Raw genomic sequence first — 17,086 nt, 5'->3', positions numbered from 1 at the left:
TGCTCCTTATAGAATGTCGCCAGCTGACTCAGCTAAGATACGACGTGCGATAATCACACGCATGATTTCGTTTGTGCCTTCGAGAATTTGATGCACACGGACGTCTCTGAAATGACGCTCTAATGGATATTCTTTGATGTAACCGTAACCACCGTGAATTTGTAGTGCGTCGTCACAGACTTTAAAACCAACATCTGTAGCAAAACGTTTTGCCATCGCGCAGTAAGTTGTTTTTTCGCTGTCACCAGTATCTAGTTTAAATGCGGCTAAGCGCACCATTTGACGAGCAGCAACAAGCTCGGTGTTCATATCAGCAATCTTAAATTGCAGTGCTTGGAAAGCAGCTAATGGCTTACCAAATTGCTCACGTTCTTTTAGGTATTCACGCGCAGTATTAAGAGCAGCTTGTGCTGTACCTAATGAACAGGTTGCAATATTAATACGACCACCGTCTAAGCCTTGCATTGCAAACTTAAAGCCTTCGCCTTCTTGACCTAGTAAGTTAGCCGCAGGAATTCTGACACCTTCAAAGCTAATTAAACGTGTCGGCTGTGCATTCCAGCCCATTTTTTCTTCTGCTTTACCGTATTCAATGCCTGCAGCATCTGCAGGCACAACAAATGCAGAAATACCGGCAGCGCCTTCACCACCAGTGCGCGCCATAACTACAAGTAAATCAGTTTCACCGGCTCCCGAAATAAACATTTTAGAGCCTGAGATCACATACTCATTGCCCTCTTTTACCGCTTTGGTTTTTAGTGATGCGGCATCAGAGCCAGAGCCTGGCTCCGTTAAACAATAAGAAGCAAGTAACTCACCCATTACTAATTGCTCACAGTACTGAGCTTTAACGTCCTCAGTACCAAAGCTTGCAATCATCCAGGTTGCCATATTATGAATGGTCAACATAGCGGTTGTTGCGGTACAACCCATTGCAAGCTGTTCGAAAATAATGCTTGAATCTAGGCGAGATAAACCTAAGCCACCCGCTTCTTCAGGGGTATATAAACCACAAAAGCCTAGCTCACCGGCTGCTTTAATGGTGTCTTTCGGGAAAATGTGTTCTTGGTCCCATTTAGCTGCATTTGGAGCAAGTTCTGACTCTGCAAACTGACGGGCTGTTTCAGCAAACGCTTGCTGATCTTCGGTTAAATTAAAGTCCATAGTAGACCTCTATTTTGTTGTCTTATTCTTGTGTGAATAACGATTGTTGTCGTTTAAATGTGTGCTCTTTGAGCGAGCGTGTGCTCGCTCAGCAGTAAATTAATTACGGCTTATTTAAGGTTGATACTCATGTTAGGACCTGAGGCGATATCATCCTCGAACCAACGTGAAGTAATTGTTTTCGTTTCTGTGTAAAAACGAATACCTTGCTTACCGTAGGTGTGTTGGTCACCGTAGAATGAACCTTTCCAACCTGTGAAAGAGAAAAACGGGAGTGGCACAGGAATTGGCACGTTGATACCAACTTGACCTACTTCGATTTCATGTTGGAATTTACGTGCAGCAGCGCCGCTTGATGTGAATAACGATGTACCGTTACCGTAAGGCGAGTTATTGATAAGCTCAATCGCCTCTTCAAGAGTATCTACAAACATACAAGCCAATACAGGACCAAAGATCTCTTCTTTGTATAAATCCATCTCTGTTGTTACATCAGTAAATAACGTTGGACCAACCCAGTTACCTTGCTCGTAACCTTCAACAGTAAAGTCAGAGCCATCAATTAAGCACGTTGCACCTTGTGATTTACCACTTGCGATCAGTGATAAAATACGGTCTTTAGCTGCTTTTGATGTTTGTGGGCCGTAAGCCGCGTTGGCATCATCCCATACACCTGGGCGTACGTTTTCAAAGCCTGCTTTAATTTCATCAACCCAGTCTTTAGCTTGACCAACAAACACAGCAACGGAAATACCCATACAGCGCTGACCCGCAGCACCTACAGACGCACCGACTAGGTTATTTACAACATGCGATTTACTCGCATCTGGCATAATAACCATGTGGTTTTTTGCACCAACACAAGCTTGTACGCGTTTAAGGTTTGCTGTGCCTTTTGAATAGATGTATTCACCCACACCACACGAACCAACAAATGAAATAGCACGTACTGCTGGGTCTTCTAATAAACGGTCAACTTGTGGTTTTGTACCGTGAACAACTTGTAACACCCCTTTTGGCGCGCCCGCTTCAACAAATAGTTCAGCTAAACGCATTGGTGTTAGTGGATCTTGCTCTGATGGTTTAAGAATAAAGGTGTTACCACACACAATAGCCAGTGGGAACATCCATAATGGGATCATCGCAGGGAAATTAAATGGCGTAATACCCGCACATACACCCAGTGGCTGCATGTAAGAGTAAGTATCGATTTTACGCGCTACGTTTTCCATTGTTTCGCCCATCATTAGTGATGGTGCATTGGCTGCTTGCTCAACCACTTCAATACCACGCCAAACATCGCCTTTGGCGTCTTCAAAAGTTTTACCCAGCTCATGACAAATAATCGTCGCAAGCTCGTCATGGTTTTCTTTTAGTAGTGCAGCGTATTTCATCATAATGCGCGCACGCTCAGAAATTGGCACTTCTTTCCATGTTTTAAATGTTTCTTTTGCAGAGGCAATGGCTGCATCCATTTCAGCATCCGTTGCACACGGAACTTGCGCTAACACTTCTTGGTTTGCAGGATTGATAACATCAATCAACTGCGTTGAACTTGATTGGGTAAATTCGCCGTTGATAAATAAAGGTACTTGGTGCATGAGGCACTCCTCCCCAGTGGGTATAAAGAGGCCGCAACATGATAGTTTTTAAAATACGTTGCGGCTGTGAGAGATTAAAATTCTAAAGCGATTAAATAGCTTCGATTGCCATAGCAACAGCTTCACCACCACCGATACACAGTGAGGCAACACCTTTGCTAAGACCACGATTCTTTAATGCATGAATTAAGGTAACTAAGATACGCGCGCCGCTTGCACCAATTGGGTGACCAAGTGCACAAGCACCGCCGTTTACGTTTACTTTGCTTTCATCAAGTTTTAACTCGTTAATTGCAAGCATAGTCACCATGGCAAACGCTTCGTTGATTTCCCATAAATCAACATCATTCACAGACCAACCTGCTTTTTCTAAAAGCGATTGCATCGCGCCAACCGGTGCTAAAGTAAATTCGCTTGGAGCCTGAGAATGTGTGCTGTGAGCAACGATACGGCAAAGTGGCGTTAAACCTTGTGCTTTAGCATCTGATTCACGCATTAACACTAGCGCTGCTGCACCATCAGAAATTGATGACGAGTTTGCAGCTGTAATCGTGCCATCTTTTTTGAATGCAGGACGTAAACCTGGGATTTTATCAGGGCGTGCATTGCCTGGTTGCTCATCAATCTCAACGGTCACATCACCTTTACGTGTAGAAATAGTGTGCGCTGCAATTTCATTATCAAATGCGCCTGTCTCAATCGCGCTGTTTGCTTTAGTCAGTGAGCTAAGTGCAAAGTTATCCATTTGTTCACGACCAATTGAATATTGATCGGCAGTGTCTTGTGCAAAACAACCCATTGCTTTGTTGTCGTAAGCATCTTCAAGGCCATCACACATCATGTGATCTTTTACTTCGCCATGACCCATACGCATACCTGAACGTGCATTCGGTAACATATAAGGCGCATTACTCATGCTTTCCATACCACCCGCAACAGCGGTGTTTATAGAGCCTGATTTAATTAAGTCATGAGCAAACATTGCAGCTTTTAAGCCTGAGCCACAAACTTTGTTGATTGTTGTTGCGCCAGTACCTTGATTAAGGCCCGCTTTTAACATTGCTTGGCGAGCAGGTGCTTGACCAAGACCAGCTGGTAATACACAGCCCATGATCACTTCGTCAATCTTATCGGCAGATAAACCGGCTTGCTCTAAGCTACTTTTAATAGCTGTAGCACCTAAATCAGTTGCGTGTGCACCACTTAGTGCGCCCATAAAACCACCCATAGGGGTACGTTTTGCGGCAACAATAACAACGGCTTCAGTAGTCATAATTGGCTCCATGTAAGTGGTTATCATCATGTGTTCAAATCATGTGTAACCAAACAGTTAATTTGTTATAGTTTAATTTCGATTTAATTCAGCATACATAATATTTACGTTTACGCCAACGTAAATCTAAAATCAACATTTTTGCGGCCGGCAAAACTGTAAACTTATCTGTATTTTGTTGTATGAAAAATCGAACATCTGCTTACAAGGCTAGATAAATAAAGCTTTTCAACAAATCCAACCAGTTATCTTTATAAGTCTAAAGTATAACTCCTAAATCACCCTTTACCTTTACGTAAACTTCACTTATATTGGTGTTATTCGAATGAGGTAAATAAATCATGAAACAAGACAATCAAACAAACTTTGAAAGCGCAGCAGTTGAACCTGCAAGCAATGAGCAAACGTTTAGTATCAGCGAACTAGCAAAAGAATTTGATATTACAACCCGCTCTATCCGCTTTTATGAAGACCAAGGCCTGATCTCACCTGATCGCAATGGTCAAACCCGTATTTATTCAAAACGCGACAAAGTAAGACTAAAACTTATTCTACGTGGTAAACGCTTAGGTTTTACCTTGGCTGAAACGGGCCGTTTGTTTGAACTTTACGATGCAGATAAATCAAGTGCTAAACAGCTAGTGACTATGCTTGACCTTATCGCAGAGAAAAAAGCGGACCTGAGCCAACAAATGGACGACATTAAAGTTGTACTGATGGAATTGGTTACAGCAGAACGCCGCTGTCGTGAAACCCTTAATAATTTAGACGAATAACCTGACAACAATCTCGTCAACAGACTCTCACAGGAACACACATTATGAGCACTATTTCACTATACAAAGAAATGAACTTCGGACTTGGCGAAACAGCAGACATGATCCGCGATCACGTTAATAGCTTTGCGAGCCAAGAAATTGCCCCACTTGCAGAACAAACCGATATAGACAATTCCTTCCCTAATCAACTTTGGCCACAGCTTGGCGAAATGGGATTATTAGGTATGACAGTACCTGAAGAATTTGGCGGTGCGGGCCTTGGTTACCTTGAGCATGTAATCGCAATGGAAGAAATTAGCCGTGCAAGCGCATCGATTGGTTTAAGTTATGGTGCTCATTCAAACCTATGTGTTAACCAAATCAACCGTAATGGGTCACAGGCTCAAAAAGAAAAATACCTGCCTAAGCTTATCAGCGGTGAGCACATTGGTGCCCTTGCGATGAGTGAGCCAAATGCGGGTTCTGATGTTGTATCAATGAAATTAAAAGCCGAGAAAAAAGGCGATGTGTTTGTACTTAACGGTAACAAGATGTGGATCACGAATGGTCCAGATGCCGATACCTTTGTTATCTATGCAAAAACAGATTTAAATGCTGGCCCTAAGGGCATTACAGCGTTCATCGTTGAACGTAACACACCAGGATTTTCTACTGCGCAGAAACTAGACAAACTTGGTATGCGTGGCTCTAACACATGTGAATTAGTGTTCGAGAACTGCGAAGTACCAGCAGAAAACATTCTAGGTAACTTAAACGAAGGTGTAAAAGTACTTATGAGTGGCCTTGATTATGAGCGTGTTGTTTTAGCCGCTGGCCCGCTAGGCATTATGCAAGCATGTATGGACATTGTGGTTCCTTATATTCATGAGCGTAAACAATTTGATAGCCCGATTGGTCAGTTCCAGCTTATTCAAGGCAAAATCGCTGATATGTACACGCAAATGAATGCAGCTCGTTCATACGTTTACACGGTAGCTCGTGCATGTGATCGCGGTGAAACAACACGTAAAGATGCTGCTGGTGCGATTTTATATGCCGCAGAGCTGGCGACTAAAATGGCCCTTGATGCTATCCAAATCTTAGGTGGTAATGGTTATATCAACGAATACGCGACAGGTCGTTTATTACGTGATGCAAAACTATATGAAATTGGCGCAGGTACATCTGAAATCCGCCGCATGCTAATTGGTCGCGAATTATTCACTGAAAGCCGATAGGACCTTGTTATGACGATTTTAAAATCGAGTGTAAATCCACACGATCCGCAATTTTTGCAAAATCACGACAACATGGCCGCTCTCGTAAGTGATTTACGTGAAAAAGTAGCGGATATCCGTTTAGGTGGTGGCCCTGCCCTGATTGAGCGCCACCAAGGCCGTGGTAAGTTGTTTGTTCGTGACCGTATTGAAACGCTACTTGATGAAGGCTCGCCATTTTTAGAGATTTCACAATTTGCTGCCTTTGGCGTATATGAACAAGCTATTCCTTGTGCCGGTGTTGTGGCTGGGATTGGTCGTGTGAAAGGCGTTGAATGTATGATCATCGCCAATGATGCAACCGTAAAAGGCGGTACATACTTTCCACTAACAGTGAAAAAACATCTACGTGCCCAAGATATCGCAGAGCGTTGTCATTTACCGTGTATTTATTTAGTTGATTCAGGCGGTGCAAACCTGCCTGAACAAGATGATGTATTTCCAGATAAATTACACTTTGGCCGTATTTTCTATAATCAGGCACGTATGTCTGGTAAAGGCATTCCACAAATTGCGGTCGTAATGGGTTTATGTACTGCAGGTGGTGCTTATGTACCAGCGATGGCTGATGAAAGTATTATCGTAAAAGAGCAAGGCACAATTTTCTTAGCAGGCCCGCCACTGGTTAAAGCGGCTACAGGTGAAGAAGTGAGTGCTGAAGAGCTCGGTGGTGCTGATGTTCACTGTAAAACATCAGGTGTTGCCGATCACTATGCTGAAAACGATGCCCATGCACTTTCGATTGCTCGCCAATGTATTGAACGAATTAATTATCAGCGCCCTACTGCACCGTTACTTGATGATGTTAAACCGCCGCGTTACGACATTAACGAAATTTACGGCATTGTGGGTACCGACCTTAAAAAGCCATTTGATGTACGCGAAGTGATTGCCCGTGTTGTTGATGATTCATCATTTGATGAATTTAAACGCTACTTTGGCGAAACCTTAGTAACTGGCTTTGCAAAAATCTTTGGTCACCCAGTCGGTATTGTTGCCAACAACGGCATTTTATTTAGTGAATCGGCGCAAAAAGGCGCTCACTTTATACAGCTATGTGCACAACGCAAAATTCCTTTGGTGTTTTTACAAAACATTACTGGCTTTATGGTTGGTAAAAAATACGAAGCCGAAGGCATCGCCAAACATGGGGCGAAAATGGTAACCGCTGTGTCATGTGCTGATGTACCAAAATTCACCGTATTAATTGGTGGCTCGTATGGTGCAGGTAACTACGGTATGTGTGGCCGTGCATTCGAACCAACCATGATGTGGATGTGGCCAAACGCCCGTATCTCTGTAATGGGTGGTGAACAAGCAGCAGGCGTTCTTGCACAAGTTAAACAAGATGGTTTAGCCCGTAAAGGCGAAAGCATGACTGATGAGCAAGTCAGTGAGTTTAAAAAGCCAATTATCGAGCAATACGAAAAACAAGGTCATCCATATTACGCCAGTGCCCGCCTTTGGGATGATGGCATTATCGATCCTGCTGATACCCGCAATGTATTAGGGCTTGCCTTAAGTGCAGCTAAAAATGCACCAGAGCGCGATTCGCAGTTCGGCGTATTTAGAATGTAATGGAGGCCTTATGTCAGTAACACTCGAAATAACAAAATCAAATGTGGCTGTACTGGTACTAAGTCGCCCTGAAAAACACAATGCATTTAACGAAGAAGTCATTAGTGAGCTGATCCGTTTAATTGAACACGCAAATAGCTGTGATGTGCGCGCACTGGTTTTAAAAACCGAAGGTAAGCACTTCTCTGCTGGCGCTGATTTAAACTGGATGAAGTCGATGGCTGGCAATGACTTTGCAGAAAACTTAGCGGACTCTATGCAGCTAGCAAAGCTTATGAAAGTCCTTGCTACAAGCCCTCACCCTACAATTTGTGCCGTACAAGGTGCTGCATTTGGCGGTGCGTTAGGCTTGATTGCGTGTTGTGATATCGCAATTTGCCAAGACGATGCACAGTTTTGCTTAAGTGAAGTAAAGCTTGGTCTTATTCCTGCAGTTATCAGCCCTTATGTCATTAAAGCTATTGGTGAGCGCGCTGCACGTCGTTATTTTTTAACGGCAGAGATTTTTGACGCGCATACAGCCAAGCAACTGGGTTTAATTCACCAGATCACCGGCGATTTACAAACAGCGCTCGATAAACACTTACAAAACCTTGTGAACAATGGCCCTATTGCTGTTAAAGCAGCGAAGCAGCTAATCAATGATGTCGCTGGCAACGTAATAGATGATGCGCTGATTGAGTTAACCGCTGAGCGCATTGCGCGGATTCGTGTATCTGAAGAAGGCCAAGAAGGCCTAACTGCATTTTTTGAAAAACGTGCCCCTAACTGGCAGAAATAGGAACCATTATGACAACAAAATCATTGAAAAAAATTCTCGTTGCCAACCGTGGTGAAATTGCCTGCCGAGTTATGCGTACAGCTAAACAAATGGGCTTAACAACGGTTGCAGTGTACTCAGATGCTGATAAACATGCTCAGCACGTAAAGCTTGCTGATGAGGCGTATCACATTGGTCCTGCGCCAAGTAAAGACTCATACTTAGTGGCAGACAAAATCATCGATGTGGCAAAACAAGCAGGTGTTGATTGTATTCACCCAGGTTATGGTTTTTTATCTGAGAACTCTGACTTTGCGCTCGCGTGTGAGAAAAATGATATCGCCTTTATTGGCCCGCCAGCATCCAGCATTGAAGCCATGGGTTCAAAAACCCGCGCTAAAGAAATTATGCACCAAGCAAATGTACCTTTAGTGCCTGGTTATTATGGTAACAATCAAGATACTGATTTCTTACAAGCTGAAGCTGAAAAAATTGGTTACCCGGTACTGATTAAAGCTGCTTTTGGTGGCGGTGGTAAAGGTATGCGAGTTGTAGAACACGCTAAAGACTTTATCGGTGCACTTGAAGGTGCAAAACGTGAAGCAAAAGCCGGTTTTGGTAACGATTTAGTACTGTTAGAGCGTTATGTCACCAAACCTCGCCATGTTGAAGTACAAGTTTTTGCCGATAGTCATGGTAACTGTGTGTACTTAGGCGACCGAGACTGCTCATTACAGCGTCGTCACCAAAAAGTAATTGAAGAAGCCCCTGCTCCGGGTTTATCTGATGCACTTCGTAAAGAAATGGGTGAAGCTGCGGTACGTTGTGCCCAAGCGATTAACTATCGCGGTGCAGGTACGGTTGAGTTTTTACTTTGCGGTGATGAATTCTTCTTCATGGAAATGAACACCCGTTTACAAGTAGAGCACCCAGTAACAGAAATGGTTACTGGTGTTGATTTGGTGAATTGGCAAATCAACATTGCGGCAGGTGAAGCATTACCACTTAGCCAAGCAGATATTCAACTGCAAGGTCACAGCTTTGAAGCGCGTATTTATGCAGAAGATCCAAGTAATGACTTTATTCCGTGTTCTGGTCACATTGATGCTCTATTTACACCGAACGAATCTGAATTTGTACGTATAGATACAGGGATTGCCGCGGGTGATGAAATTAGCCCGTTTTACGATCCTATGATTGCTAAGTTAATTGTTCATGATGATAACCGTGAGGCTGCGCTTGGGCGTTTATCAAAAGCACTAGAGCAATTCCACCTAGCAGGTTTTAGCTGTAACGTTAATTTCTTACATAATCTTGCTAACCACCCAACTTTTCAAGCAGGTGCACCCGATACGCACTTTATTGAAGACCAAGGTGAACGCCTTGTTGCTAAAAGCGAGCAACAATCTGTTATTGCAACTGTTGTGGCAGCCTATGCGTATGCACATCAACTCAAGGGTGAAAGCAGCAGCCCATGGCAACAATTAACAGGCTTTATGCTAAACAGTGACGCTAAAACAACAATTCCGTTTGTTGATTTAAATGTTCATGCTGTTAAGGCCTCAGAAGGCTTTAAAATCAACCTAGATGGAGTTGACTATACAACTTCAGGTAGCATTGAAAATGGCCTTGCGGACTTAGTCGTTAATGGCGAAAAAGTTGTGGCTCATATCAATCAAACAGACTCTCACATCACAGTGATGTACAAAGCACAACAAACAGTGCTAGAGCTGATTGATAAACACTATATTAGTGAACACGAAAGTGATGCACTACCACTTGCTGCGCCACTCAATGGTACTGTTGTTAAGCATTTGGTTGAGGTGGGTAGTACGGTTGCTAAAGGTGATGCGGTCGTCATTATTGAAGCTATGAAAATGGAATACACACTCAATGCCCCGCATGATGGTGTATTAACGAGCTATTGCTTTGCTGAAGGTGAACTGGTGAGTCACGGTGATATGCTCGCGATCGTTGAAGAGCCGGAGGCGTAATGGCACAGTTTCCTGATTTTGTTCGCATTGTAGAAGTTGGCGCCAGAGACGGTTTGCAAAATGAAGCAGCCGTTAGTACTCAAGATAAAGTCACTCTTATCAACGCTCTTGCTGAAGCAGGCCTTAAAGATATTGAAGCCGGCGCATTTGTGTCACCTAAATGGGTGCCACAAATGGCTGACTCTAGCGATGTAATTAGCGCGTTAAATTTGCCTAGTGTTAACTTAAGTGCCCTCACCCCAAATTTACGGGGTGCAGAAGCAGCAAAACAAGTCGACATTCAAGAATTTGCTATCTTTACAGCGGCAAGTGAAGCGTTTTGTCAAAAGAACATTAACTGCTCTATTGATGAAAGTATTGATCGCTTTAAAGATGTGATGGCTTTTGCCAAAGCGAATAACATTCGTGTTAGAGGTTATGTGAGCTGCGTTATGGGTTGCCCATATCAAGGTGATGTCGACTACAATGATGTATTAAAAGTATCACAAAGATTACTTGAGCTTGGCTGTTACGAAATTAGCCTAGGTGACACCATTGGTGTAGGTACAGCAAAAAAAGTCGATGAGTTATTAGATTTACTCTTGCAACATATTGATAAATCTAAACTCGCTGTACATTTTCACGACACCTACGGGCAAGCGCTCACAAATATTTACACCGCCCTAAGCCGCGGTATAGCAACGGTTGACAGTGCTGTTGCAGGCCTTGGTGGTTGCCCTTATGCCAAAGGCGCGTCAGGAAATGTTGCCACTGAAGATGTAGTTTACTTACTGCAAGGGCTTGGCATAGAGCATGGAATTGATTTAGAAAGACTGGCGAAAGCTGGTTGGGCTATTTGCAGTGCATTAAATAAACAACCTGTCAGCAAGGTATCACTTGCTCTAAAGAACACTCAGAATAATTAAGGAGTAGGCTCATGGCCGGTTTCGATAAAGTGGTTTCAAGTTATGAAGCTGCAATGGAAGGTTTAAAAGATGGCGATACTATTATCGCTGGTGGCTTTGGCTTGTGTGGTATTCCTGAGGGACTTATCAGTGAAATTAAGCGTAAACAGACTAAAAATCTAACCGTTGTTTCAAACAACTGCGGTGTTGATGATTTCGGCTTAGGTATTTTACTTCACGATAAGCAAATTAAAAAAATCATCGCGTCTTATGTAGGTGAAAATGCGCTTTTCGAAAAACAACTACTCGATGGCGAAATTGATGTGGTTTTAACACCACAAGGTACACTCGCAGAGAAGATGCGTGCCGGTGGTGCGGGTATTCCTGCGTTTTATACTGCTACAGGTTACGGCACTCCGGTTGCAGAAGGTAAAGAAGTCAAAGAATTTGATGGTCGCCCGTATATCTTAGAAGAGTCAATTACGGGTGAGTTTGCCATTGTTAAAGCATGGAAAGCCGACCGCTACGGTAATCTTGTATTTCGCCACACAGCTATGAATTTCAACCCGATGGCCGCGACAGCAGGTAAAATTACCGTTGCTGAAGTTGAAGAAATTGTTGAGCCAGGTGAACTTGAGCCAAGCCAAATTCATACCCCAGGTATTTATGTTAATCGCGTGATCAAAGGTGACTTTGAAAAACGCATTGAACGTGTAACAACTCGCGATTAAGGAGCAATAAAATGGCATTATCACGTGAACAAGTTGCAATGCGTGTTGCACAAGAGCTACAAGATGGCTATTACGTAAACCTAGGTATTGGTATCCCTACTCTCGTTGCTAACTATGTACCTGAGGGTATCGAAGTTATGCTGCAGTCTGAAAATGGTTTATTAGGCATGGGTGCGTACCCATCAAAAGACCAAGTTGATGCAGATATGATCAACGCGGGTAAAGAAACCGTGACAGCAGCCACAGGTGCAGCAATATTTAATAGTGCAGATAGTTTTGCCATGATACGGGGTGGTCATGTAGACTTAACGGTCTTAGGTGCATTTGAAGTTGACCAGAACGGTAACATCGCATCGTGGATGATCCCAAAAAAGCTAATTAAAGGCATGGGTGGCGCGATGGACCTCGTTGCTGGCGCGAAGAATATTATTGTTACGATGACTCATGCAAGCAAGCATGGCGACTCTAAGTTATTAGAAAGTTGCACTTTACCGCTAACTGGGGTTAACTGTGTAAAGAAAATCGTAACTGATTTAGCCGTACTAGAAGTTAAAGACGGCGCATTTCATCTAATCGAACGCGCTCCGGGCGTGTCAGTAGATGAAATAATTAGCAAAACGGCAGGCAAATTGCTTGTTGAAGGTGATGTTCCAGAGATGGTTTTTTAAACCACTCACATCCCATGTACCGACCTCATTCCCAGTGCCAATGGCGCTGAGTTACCCAAAATCCCTCGCAAGAGGGATTTTTTTTATCTAACATTCACGTTTCGCCGCACCATTTTGTCACATAAATAGTATAAAATGCCCTGCTTTAGTGAATTGGCAGTATCTAATACTGAGACTATGACCTAATAGCTAAAACTGCTAAGATCACTTTTTTGCTAAACATTTGCCTAAACATAGATTAAACGAGCGATTCGCGACTGTTTTTTATACAATATGGCAAGAGTTAGCTATATTCATTCTTTAATATCTATTTTTTTACATTTTGGGATAATAATTGCTTAGCAGTTAATTAACTAACAAGCGCTTTTGAGACTTACTGAAATTAACTATGCAAACACCTATTCGTGGCCTACGCTCATTTTGTTTTGCTGCACGCACCCTTAGCTTTAAAGATGCAGCAAACCAACTTTACCTTACACCGTCTGCCGTAAGCCATCAGATCAAACAATTAGAAGAACAATTGGGTATTGAACTGTTTGAACGTCAAACCCGTTCAATTCGGCTGACAGCTGCAGGCAAGAATTTTTATGACTCTGTATCGCCGCTTATTAAAGCGCTAGAAAAAACCATCAACGAGTTTAGTCAATTACAAGAAAATGTAACTATCAGTATTACGCTACCTGAGTTTTTCGCTAGTGAGCTTTTAATGCCAAAACTAAGCGAATGGACAAGCGATCATCCAAATACAAACTTACAGCTTAATACCTTAAAAACGCGTAAAGAGCTGACTAAACAAAGTGACTTGTCGATTGTATTGTCTTCGTCTAAACCGCATGAAGGCGTTGTTCATGAGCTGTTTTCACTCTCGTACACACCAGCTTGCAACAAAGAAAACTGGCAAGCATGGCAAGAAAACCCGTTTCAGGCTTTAAATGAAGTTCCACTCATTCTTCATAAAGCACGCCCTTGGGCTTGGCACCAATGGGCAGAGCATGCTGGTATTGATGACTTTGCACCAAAGCAAATTATTCAGGTTGATAGTATGTTTGGTGTGGCACGTGCGGCGCAACAGGGTATGGGTATTGCCCTAATCCCCTTGCCAATTAGTCAAACTTGGTTTGATGAGCAATGGCTATTTAATTTCACAGATATGCCATTAAAAACAAAAGATAAATATTACTTAGTGCAACACGATCCTAGTGAAACCAATGCACAATTAGAGTTATTTATTAAATGGATGCTTGATACCTTTAAACATCTTAAATGATAAATCGTAAAGACCCTCAATATCATTGAGGGTCGTTTATTGAAAATTTAGCTTTTAGACTTGCTGACTAAGATACTCACTTTATTTTCACCTATTTCAAAAGATGATTGTTTACCATATTCCACAATAAAAGAAGGTGTAAAATTGCTGTCAGCGAGTGTGATTGATGTTTCTACAGCTGCCGTATTATTTTGTTGTGGTATCACTGTAATTTCATAGCTAAACCCCTCACCTATAGAGATGGTCGCAGGTTTTTTTTCTTCCACCAGCATTACTGGCGATGCTAATAGCTCATTCGCTTTATAAACAGATGTTTCAACTTGAAAGCTATCAGCTGCGAAACAGCTCGTTGATACTAGCAACGCTCCAGCTATTAAACCTAACTGTTTGTTCATATAAATTTCCTTATCTCAATTATAGGGTTTATCCGTAATCAATATCAGTTACTAGGTTTATTTGATACAAGAAATTTCAGAATGTTAACTATCACAATCAAAGCTCTCTATAATACACATCAATGGTATGTGATATAGCTTCATACCGGTTATTTTCGTGTTTAAAACAGGCTTTGCGCAGTTCCTTCTCTTCGTAGTTTTTACCTGCCACGACGACTTGATCGAGAGTTTGTGAATTTGCACAGAATTGATTTGATGAAATTGTTTCTACTTTGACTGATTCAGCTTTTGAACGCGGTAATGAACTAGGCTTAGGATTTTGCTTCATGCCTTCAAGTAACTGAGCTTTAGTAACAGGCACAGTATCTGACCCTATGCCTGGAATATGCAATGTTTGTCTAATGGTATAGTTTTTACTTAATAATGGCGTAAACAAAGATACATCGTTGCTCAAATAAGCCTGCTCAAAATTAAGATAAACAGCCACTTTATCTTCAGCTGCATTGGCAATAACAGGCCCTAAAAATAACAACGCAAATATCAGTTTCATGGTTATACGCTTATTCAGAATAAATTAAGTTATCAACTACACATACCATCATAAAGTACCGATTTTATTTTTAATTAACAACAATTTGTTTGTTTTGCGTACTCTACTCCTTTATTGTTCTTTATCGTAAACATTACCTATTTAAACCCTGTATCTGCTTTATCGGGGTCAGATCATCGGGGTCAGATCAGACGGCTGACGGCTGACGGCTGACGGCTGACGGCTTAAAACTAATTCATTACATTAGACTAAAGTCTATAGGTTAAATTTCTTCATCTATTAGGTCATTTTTTATCGTTTGTTGAATCAGCGCTGTTCAATTAAAGTTCAGTTGTCGGCGATTGATACCGATTTAAATAGAGGAAATGATTATGTTTAGTACACTTATGAAAGGCGTTGCACTTAGCTCTTTATTAACTTGTTCAGCTATGGCAGTGGCTGATCAAAGTGACTACAAATTGATGGTTATTGACCAATCTACACAAGCATCAGTAGAGACTAACCGTCAATACGAATTAGCATTTAACCAATGTGCGTTAAGTGTTCAAGCGAAGAATTTTACAGAAGCTGAAGCGCTTTGTTCAAAAGCAATCAGTTTACTTAGCACAAGCAAAGTACCTGCTTATAAGCGTCGTGAATTAACGTCATTTGCGTTAAGCAACCGCGGTGTAGCTCGCATCATGTCTGAAAACGACACAGCTGCATTGTCTGACTTTTACGAAGCAGTACAAATTTCAGGTAACGAGTTAGTTGAACACAACTTAACACGTGCGAAAAAGAACTTAGCGTTATAAGTTCTCACAGAATTGTGTTGTCTCAAAACCCAGCCTCGGCTGGGTTTTGTCGTTTGTGTACCGATCATTTTTTGCTTCTTGCAAATTCGAGGAGCAATCTAGAAATTAAGCTAACGAAGCTTACCTTATGCTTCAGACAATGCTTGCTTGTAACTTAAATCAAAATGTTTGAGCAACTGATTCAGGTAGTTCAGATTTATCTGGTTAGGTTTAAAGCTTTGTCCCTTTTCAATATTTGCTATGTGTTTTTTTAGTTTTGCTTTGTCTTTATTCCAAAAAGCAATATTTCCTAACACAAAGTCATTCCAATACATTTTTGAACCACTTAGCTCTTCATCGGGATCCAATACTTTTTTTGCGTGAAAAACGGCTTGTTGATAATCACCAGCTAGCCCTTCCATTTGCGCTAAATGCCACGTTAATGAGCTTTCTTTTGAATTATTGTGAGAGATAAAACGTTTTATCAGAATTGCGGCTTCAGCATGGCAACCTGATTTTTCTAACAATCTAAACCCAGCATCGTATGTCTGATCAAATTGTTGGTATGTGAGGTTCAAATCGTCTTTTAACCTTTCTTCAAGTGCTATTTTACAATCAGCAAAAGCAAGATTTGATGTAAATAATAACCCGATTGATAAAAGTCCTGTTTTCATAATTCTGTCCTTAATTATACTAGTGCCTTATAACATAACACTGCAATCAAACGCTAAGTTCACCACGAACTAAAAGTAGTTGGTTCCATGTAACCTTTAAATTCTTGTTATTTCTCTAGCTCATGGTAAACATTTGGATTCCAAATTTGCATGAACATCTCTGGATTCTTAATTGGTTGAAAACCATATTGCGCGTACAAACCATGCGCATCTCTTGTTGCCAATACCATACGCCTTAAGCCTTGAAGCTCTGGGTGAGAGACAATGCTCTCAACAAGCCACTTGCTCAAACCTTTGCCTCGATGACTCTCTACTATGAATACATCAGCAAGATAGGCAAATGTTGCTTTGTCTGTTATGAGGCGGGCAAAACCTATTTGATAATCATGGCTATCATAGACACCAAAACAAAATGAGTTTGAAATGGCTGTTTCTAGCGTCTGCCTTGGTATTTCGGACGCCCAATAGCTTTTTGAAATAAAACCGTAAATTACTTCAAAATCGAGGTCAGTTTTATCTGTGCTGATTTTATATCCTTGCACCAGAATTCCTTTTTGATGTTAACACCTGTTATTCAAGAGGTTTAGTTTTAACAAAGTTACTAACCGATTGCTACATATATAATTAAAACGCTTTTTAACAGGATATAGCCTACTGACACAAACACTACCACAACGTAAAACCATTACATTGCCATTAAATTTATCAATAATAGATTTGCAGGTTGTATATAAGGGGC

Annotated in this window: 17 protein-coding genes; 10 read left to right on the top strand and 7 right to left on the bottom strand. The window is 41.7% G+C overall.

All coding sequences use genetic code 11. From position 1 onward, the window contains the following. Positions 1–6: 6 nt before the first annotated feature. The 3 genes from C2M25_RS04360 to C2M25_RS04350 form a co-directional block, all read right to left on the bottom strand. Complete coding sequence (locus C2M25_RS04360) at positions 7–1,164, bottom strand: acyl-CoA dehydrogenase family protein (protein WP_105180496.1); 1,158 nt, start codon at positions 1,162–1,164, stop codon at positions 7–9. Positions 1,165–1,274: 110 nt separating this feature from the next. Further along, the gene (locus C2M25_RS04355; protein ID WP_063705367.1) at positions 1,275–2,765 is read right to left on the bottom strand and encodes a CoA-acylating methylmalonate-semialdehyde dehydrogenase; all 1,491 of its coding nucleotides are present in this window, start codon (positions 2,763–2,765) and stop codon (positions 1,275–1,277) included. A gap of 91 nt (positions 2,766–2,856) precedes the next feature. Continuing rightward, positions 2,857–4,038, bottom strand: coding sequence for a thiolase family protein (locus tag C2M25_RS04350; RefSeq protein WP_105174102.1), 1,182 nt, complete (start codon positions 4,036–4,038; stop codon positions 2,857–2,859). Between the two features lie 341 nt (positions 4,039–4,379). On the opposite strand from C2M25_RS04350, the gene C2M25_RS04345 reads away from it, so the two are divergent. The 9 genes from C2M25_RS04345 (at position 4,380) to C2M25_RS04305 (ending at position 13,955) form a co-directional block, all read left to right on the top strand. Next, positions 4,380–4,814 (top strand): MerR family transcriptional regulator, encoded by a 435-nt coding sequence (locus C2M25_RS04345; protein WP_054553803.1) that lies wholly within the window; start codon positions 4,380–4,382, stop codon positions 4,812–4,814. A 44-nt stretch (positions 4,815–4,858) separates the two neighbouring features. Beyond that, positions 4,859–6,034 carry an isovaleryl-CoA dehydrogenase gene (locus tag C2M25_RS04340; RefSeq protein WP_105180495.1) on the top strand — a complete coding sequence of 392 codons (1,176 nt, stop codon included), beginning with the start codon at positions 4,859–4,861 and terminating at the stop codon, positions 6,032–6,034. Positions 6,035–6,043: 9 nt separating this feature from the next. Beyond that, positions 6,044–7,651 carry a carboxyl transferase domain-containing protein gene (locus tag C2M25_RS04335; RefSeq protein WP_054561520.1) on the top strand — a complete coding sequence of 536 codons (1,608 nt, stop codon included), beginning with the start codon at positions 6,044–6,046 and terminating at the stop codon, positions 7,649–7,651. A gap of 10 nt (positions 7,652–7,661) precedes the next feature. Next, positions 7,662–8,432, top strand: a complete 771-nt coding sequence (locus C2M25_RS04330) for an enoyl-CoA hydratase/isomerase family protein (RefSeq protein WP_054553800.1) — start codon at positions 7,662–7,664, stop codon at positions 8,430–8,432. 8 nt (positions 8,433–8,440) lie between these two features. Further along, positions 8,441–10,405 carry an acetyl/propionyl/methylcrotonyl-CoA carboxylase subunit alpha gene (locus C2M25_RS04325; protein ID WP_105180494.1) on the top strand — a complete coding sequence of 655 codons (1,965 nt, stop codon included), beginning with the start codon at positions 8,441–8,443 and terminating at the stop codon, positions 10,403–10,405. After that, complete coding sequence (locus C2M25_RS04320) at positions 10,405–11,310, top strand: hydroxymethylglutaryl-CoA lyase (protein ID WP_105180493.1); 906 nt, start codon at positions 10,405–10,407, stop codon at positions 11,308–11,310. Before C2M25_RS04325 ends, C2M25_RS04320 begins: the two co-directional genes overlap by 1 nt. Positions 11,311–11,321: 11 nt before the next feature. After that, on the top strand, positions 11,322–12,020 hold the full coding sequence (locus tag C2M25_RS04315; protein ID WP_055197201.1) for a CoA transferase subunit A: 699 nt from the start codon (positions 11,322–11,324) through the stop codon (positions 12,018–12,020). A gap of 11 nt (positions 12,021–12,031) precedes the next feature. Further along, positions 12,032–12,688, top strand: coding sequence for a 3-oxoacid CoA-transferase subunit B (locus C2M25_RS04310; RefSeq protein WP_063705387.1), 657 nt, complete (start codon positions 12,032–12,034; stop codon positions 12,686–12,688). Positions 12,689–13,076: 388 nt separating this feature from the next. Next, positions 13,077–13,955, top strand: a complete 879-nt coding sequence (locus C2M25_RS04305; RefSeq protein ID WP_105174097.1) for a LysR family transcriptional regulator — start codon at positions 13,077–13,079, stop codon at positions 13,953–13,955. A gap of 47 nt (positions 13,956–14,002) precedes the next feature. On the opposite strand, the gene C2M25_RS04300 is transcribed toward C2M25_RS04305, so the two are convergent. Together C2M25_RS04300 and C2M25_RS04295 are read right to left on the bottom strand one after the other, a co-directional pair. Then, positions 14,003–14,350, bottom strand: a complete 348-nt coding sequence (locus C2M25_RS04300; protein WP_105180492.1) for a hypothetical protein — start codon at positions 14,348–14,350, stop codon at positions 14,003–14,005. A 97-nt stretch (positions 14,351–14,447) separates the two neighbouring features. Further along, the gene (locus tag C2M25_RS04295) at positions 14,448–14,900 is read right to left on the bottom strand and encodes a hypothetical protein (RefSeq protein ID WP_105180491.1); all 453 of its coding nucleotides are present in this window, start codon (positions 14,898–14,900) and stop codon (positions 14,448–14,450) included. Positions 14,901–15,271: 371 nt separating this feature from the next. Between C2M25_RS04295 and C2M25_RS04290 the strand changes: the two genes are divergently transcribed. Further along, positions 15,272–15,694, top strand: coding sequence for a hypothetical protein (locus C2M25_RS04290; protein WP_105180490.1), 423 nt, complete (start codon positions 15,272–15,274; stop codon positions 15,692–15,694). Positions 15,695–15,819: 125 nt separating this feature from the next. Here C2M25_RS04290 and C2M25_RS04285 read toward each other — a convergent pair whose 3' ends face one another. Continuing rightward, positions 15,820–16,347, bottom strand: a complete 528-nt coding sequence (locus C2M25_RS04285; protein ID WP_105180489.1) for a hypothetical protein — start codon at positions 16,345–16,347, stop codon at positions 15,820–15,822. 107 nt (positions 16,348–16,454) lie between these two features. After that, entirely contained in the window at positions 16,455–16,889 is a 435-nt protein-coding gene (locus tag C2M25_RS04280; RefSeq protein WP_105180488.1) for a GNAT family N-acetyltransferase, read from the bottom strand. Positions 16,890–17,086 lie beyond the last annotated feature (197 nt).

It is taken from the genome of Pseudoalteromonas sp. T1lg21, from assembly GCF_002964625.1.
In the GTDB taxonomy this organism is placed as follows: Bacteria; Pseudomonadota; Gammaproteobacteria; order Enterobacterales; family Alteromonadaceae; genus Pseudoalteromonas; species Pseudoalteromonas gelatinilytica.
This window is presented reverse-complemented; position numbering and strand designations above follow the sequence as displayed.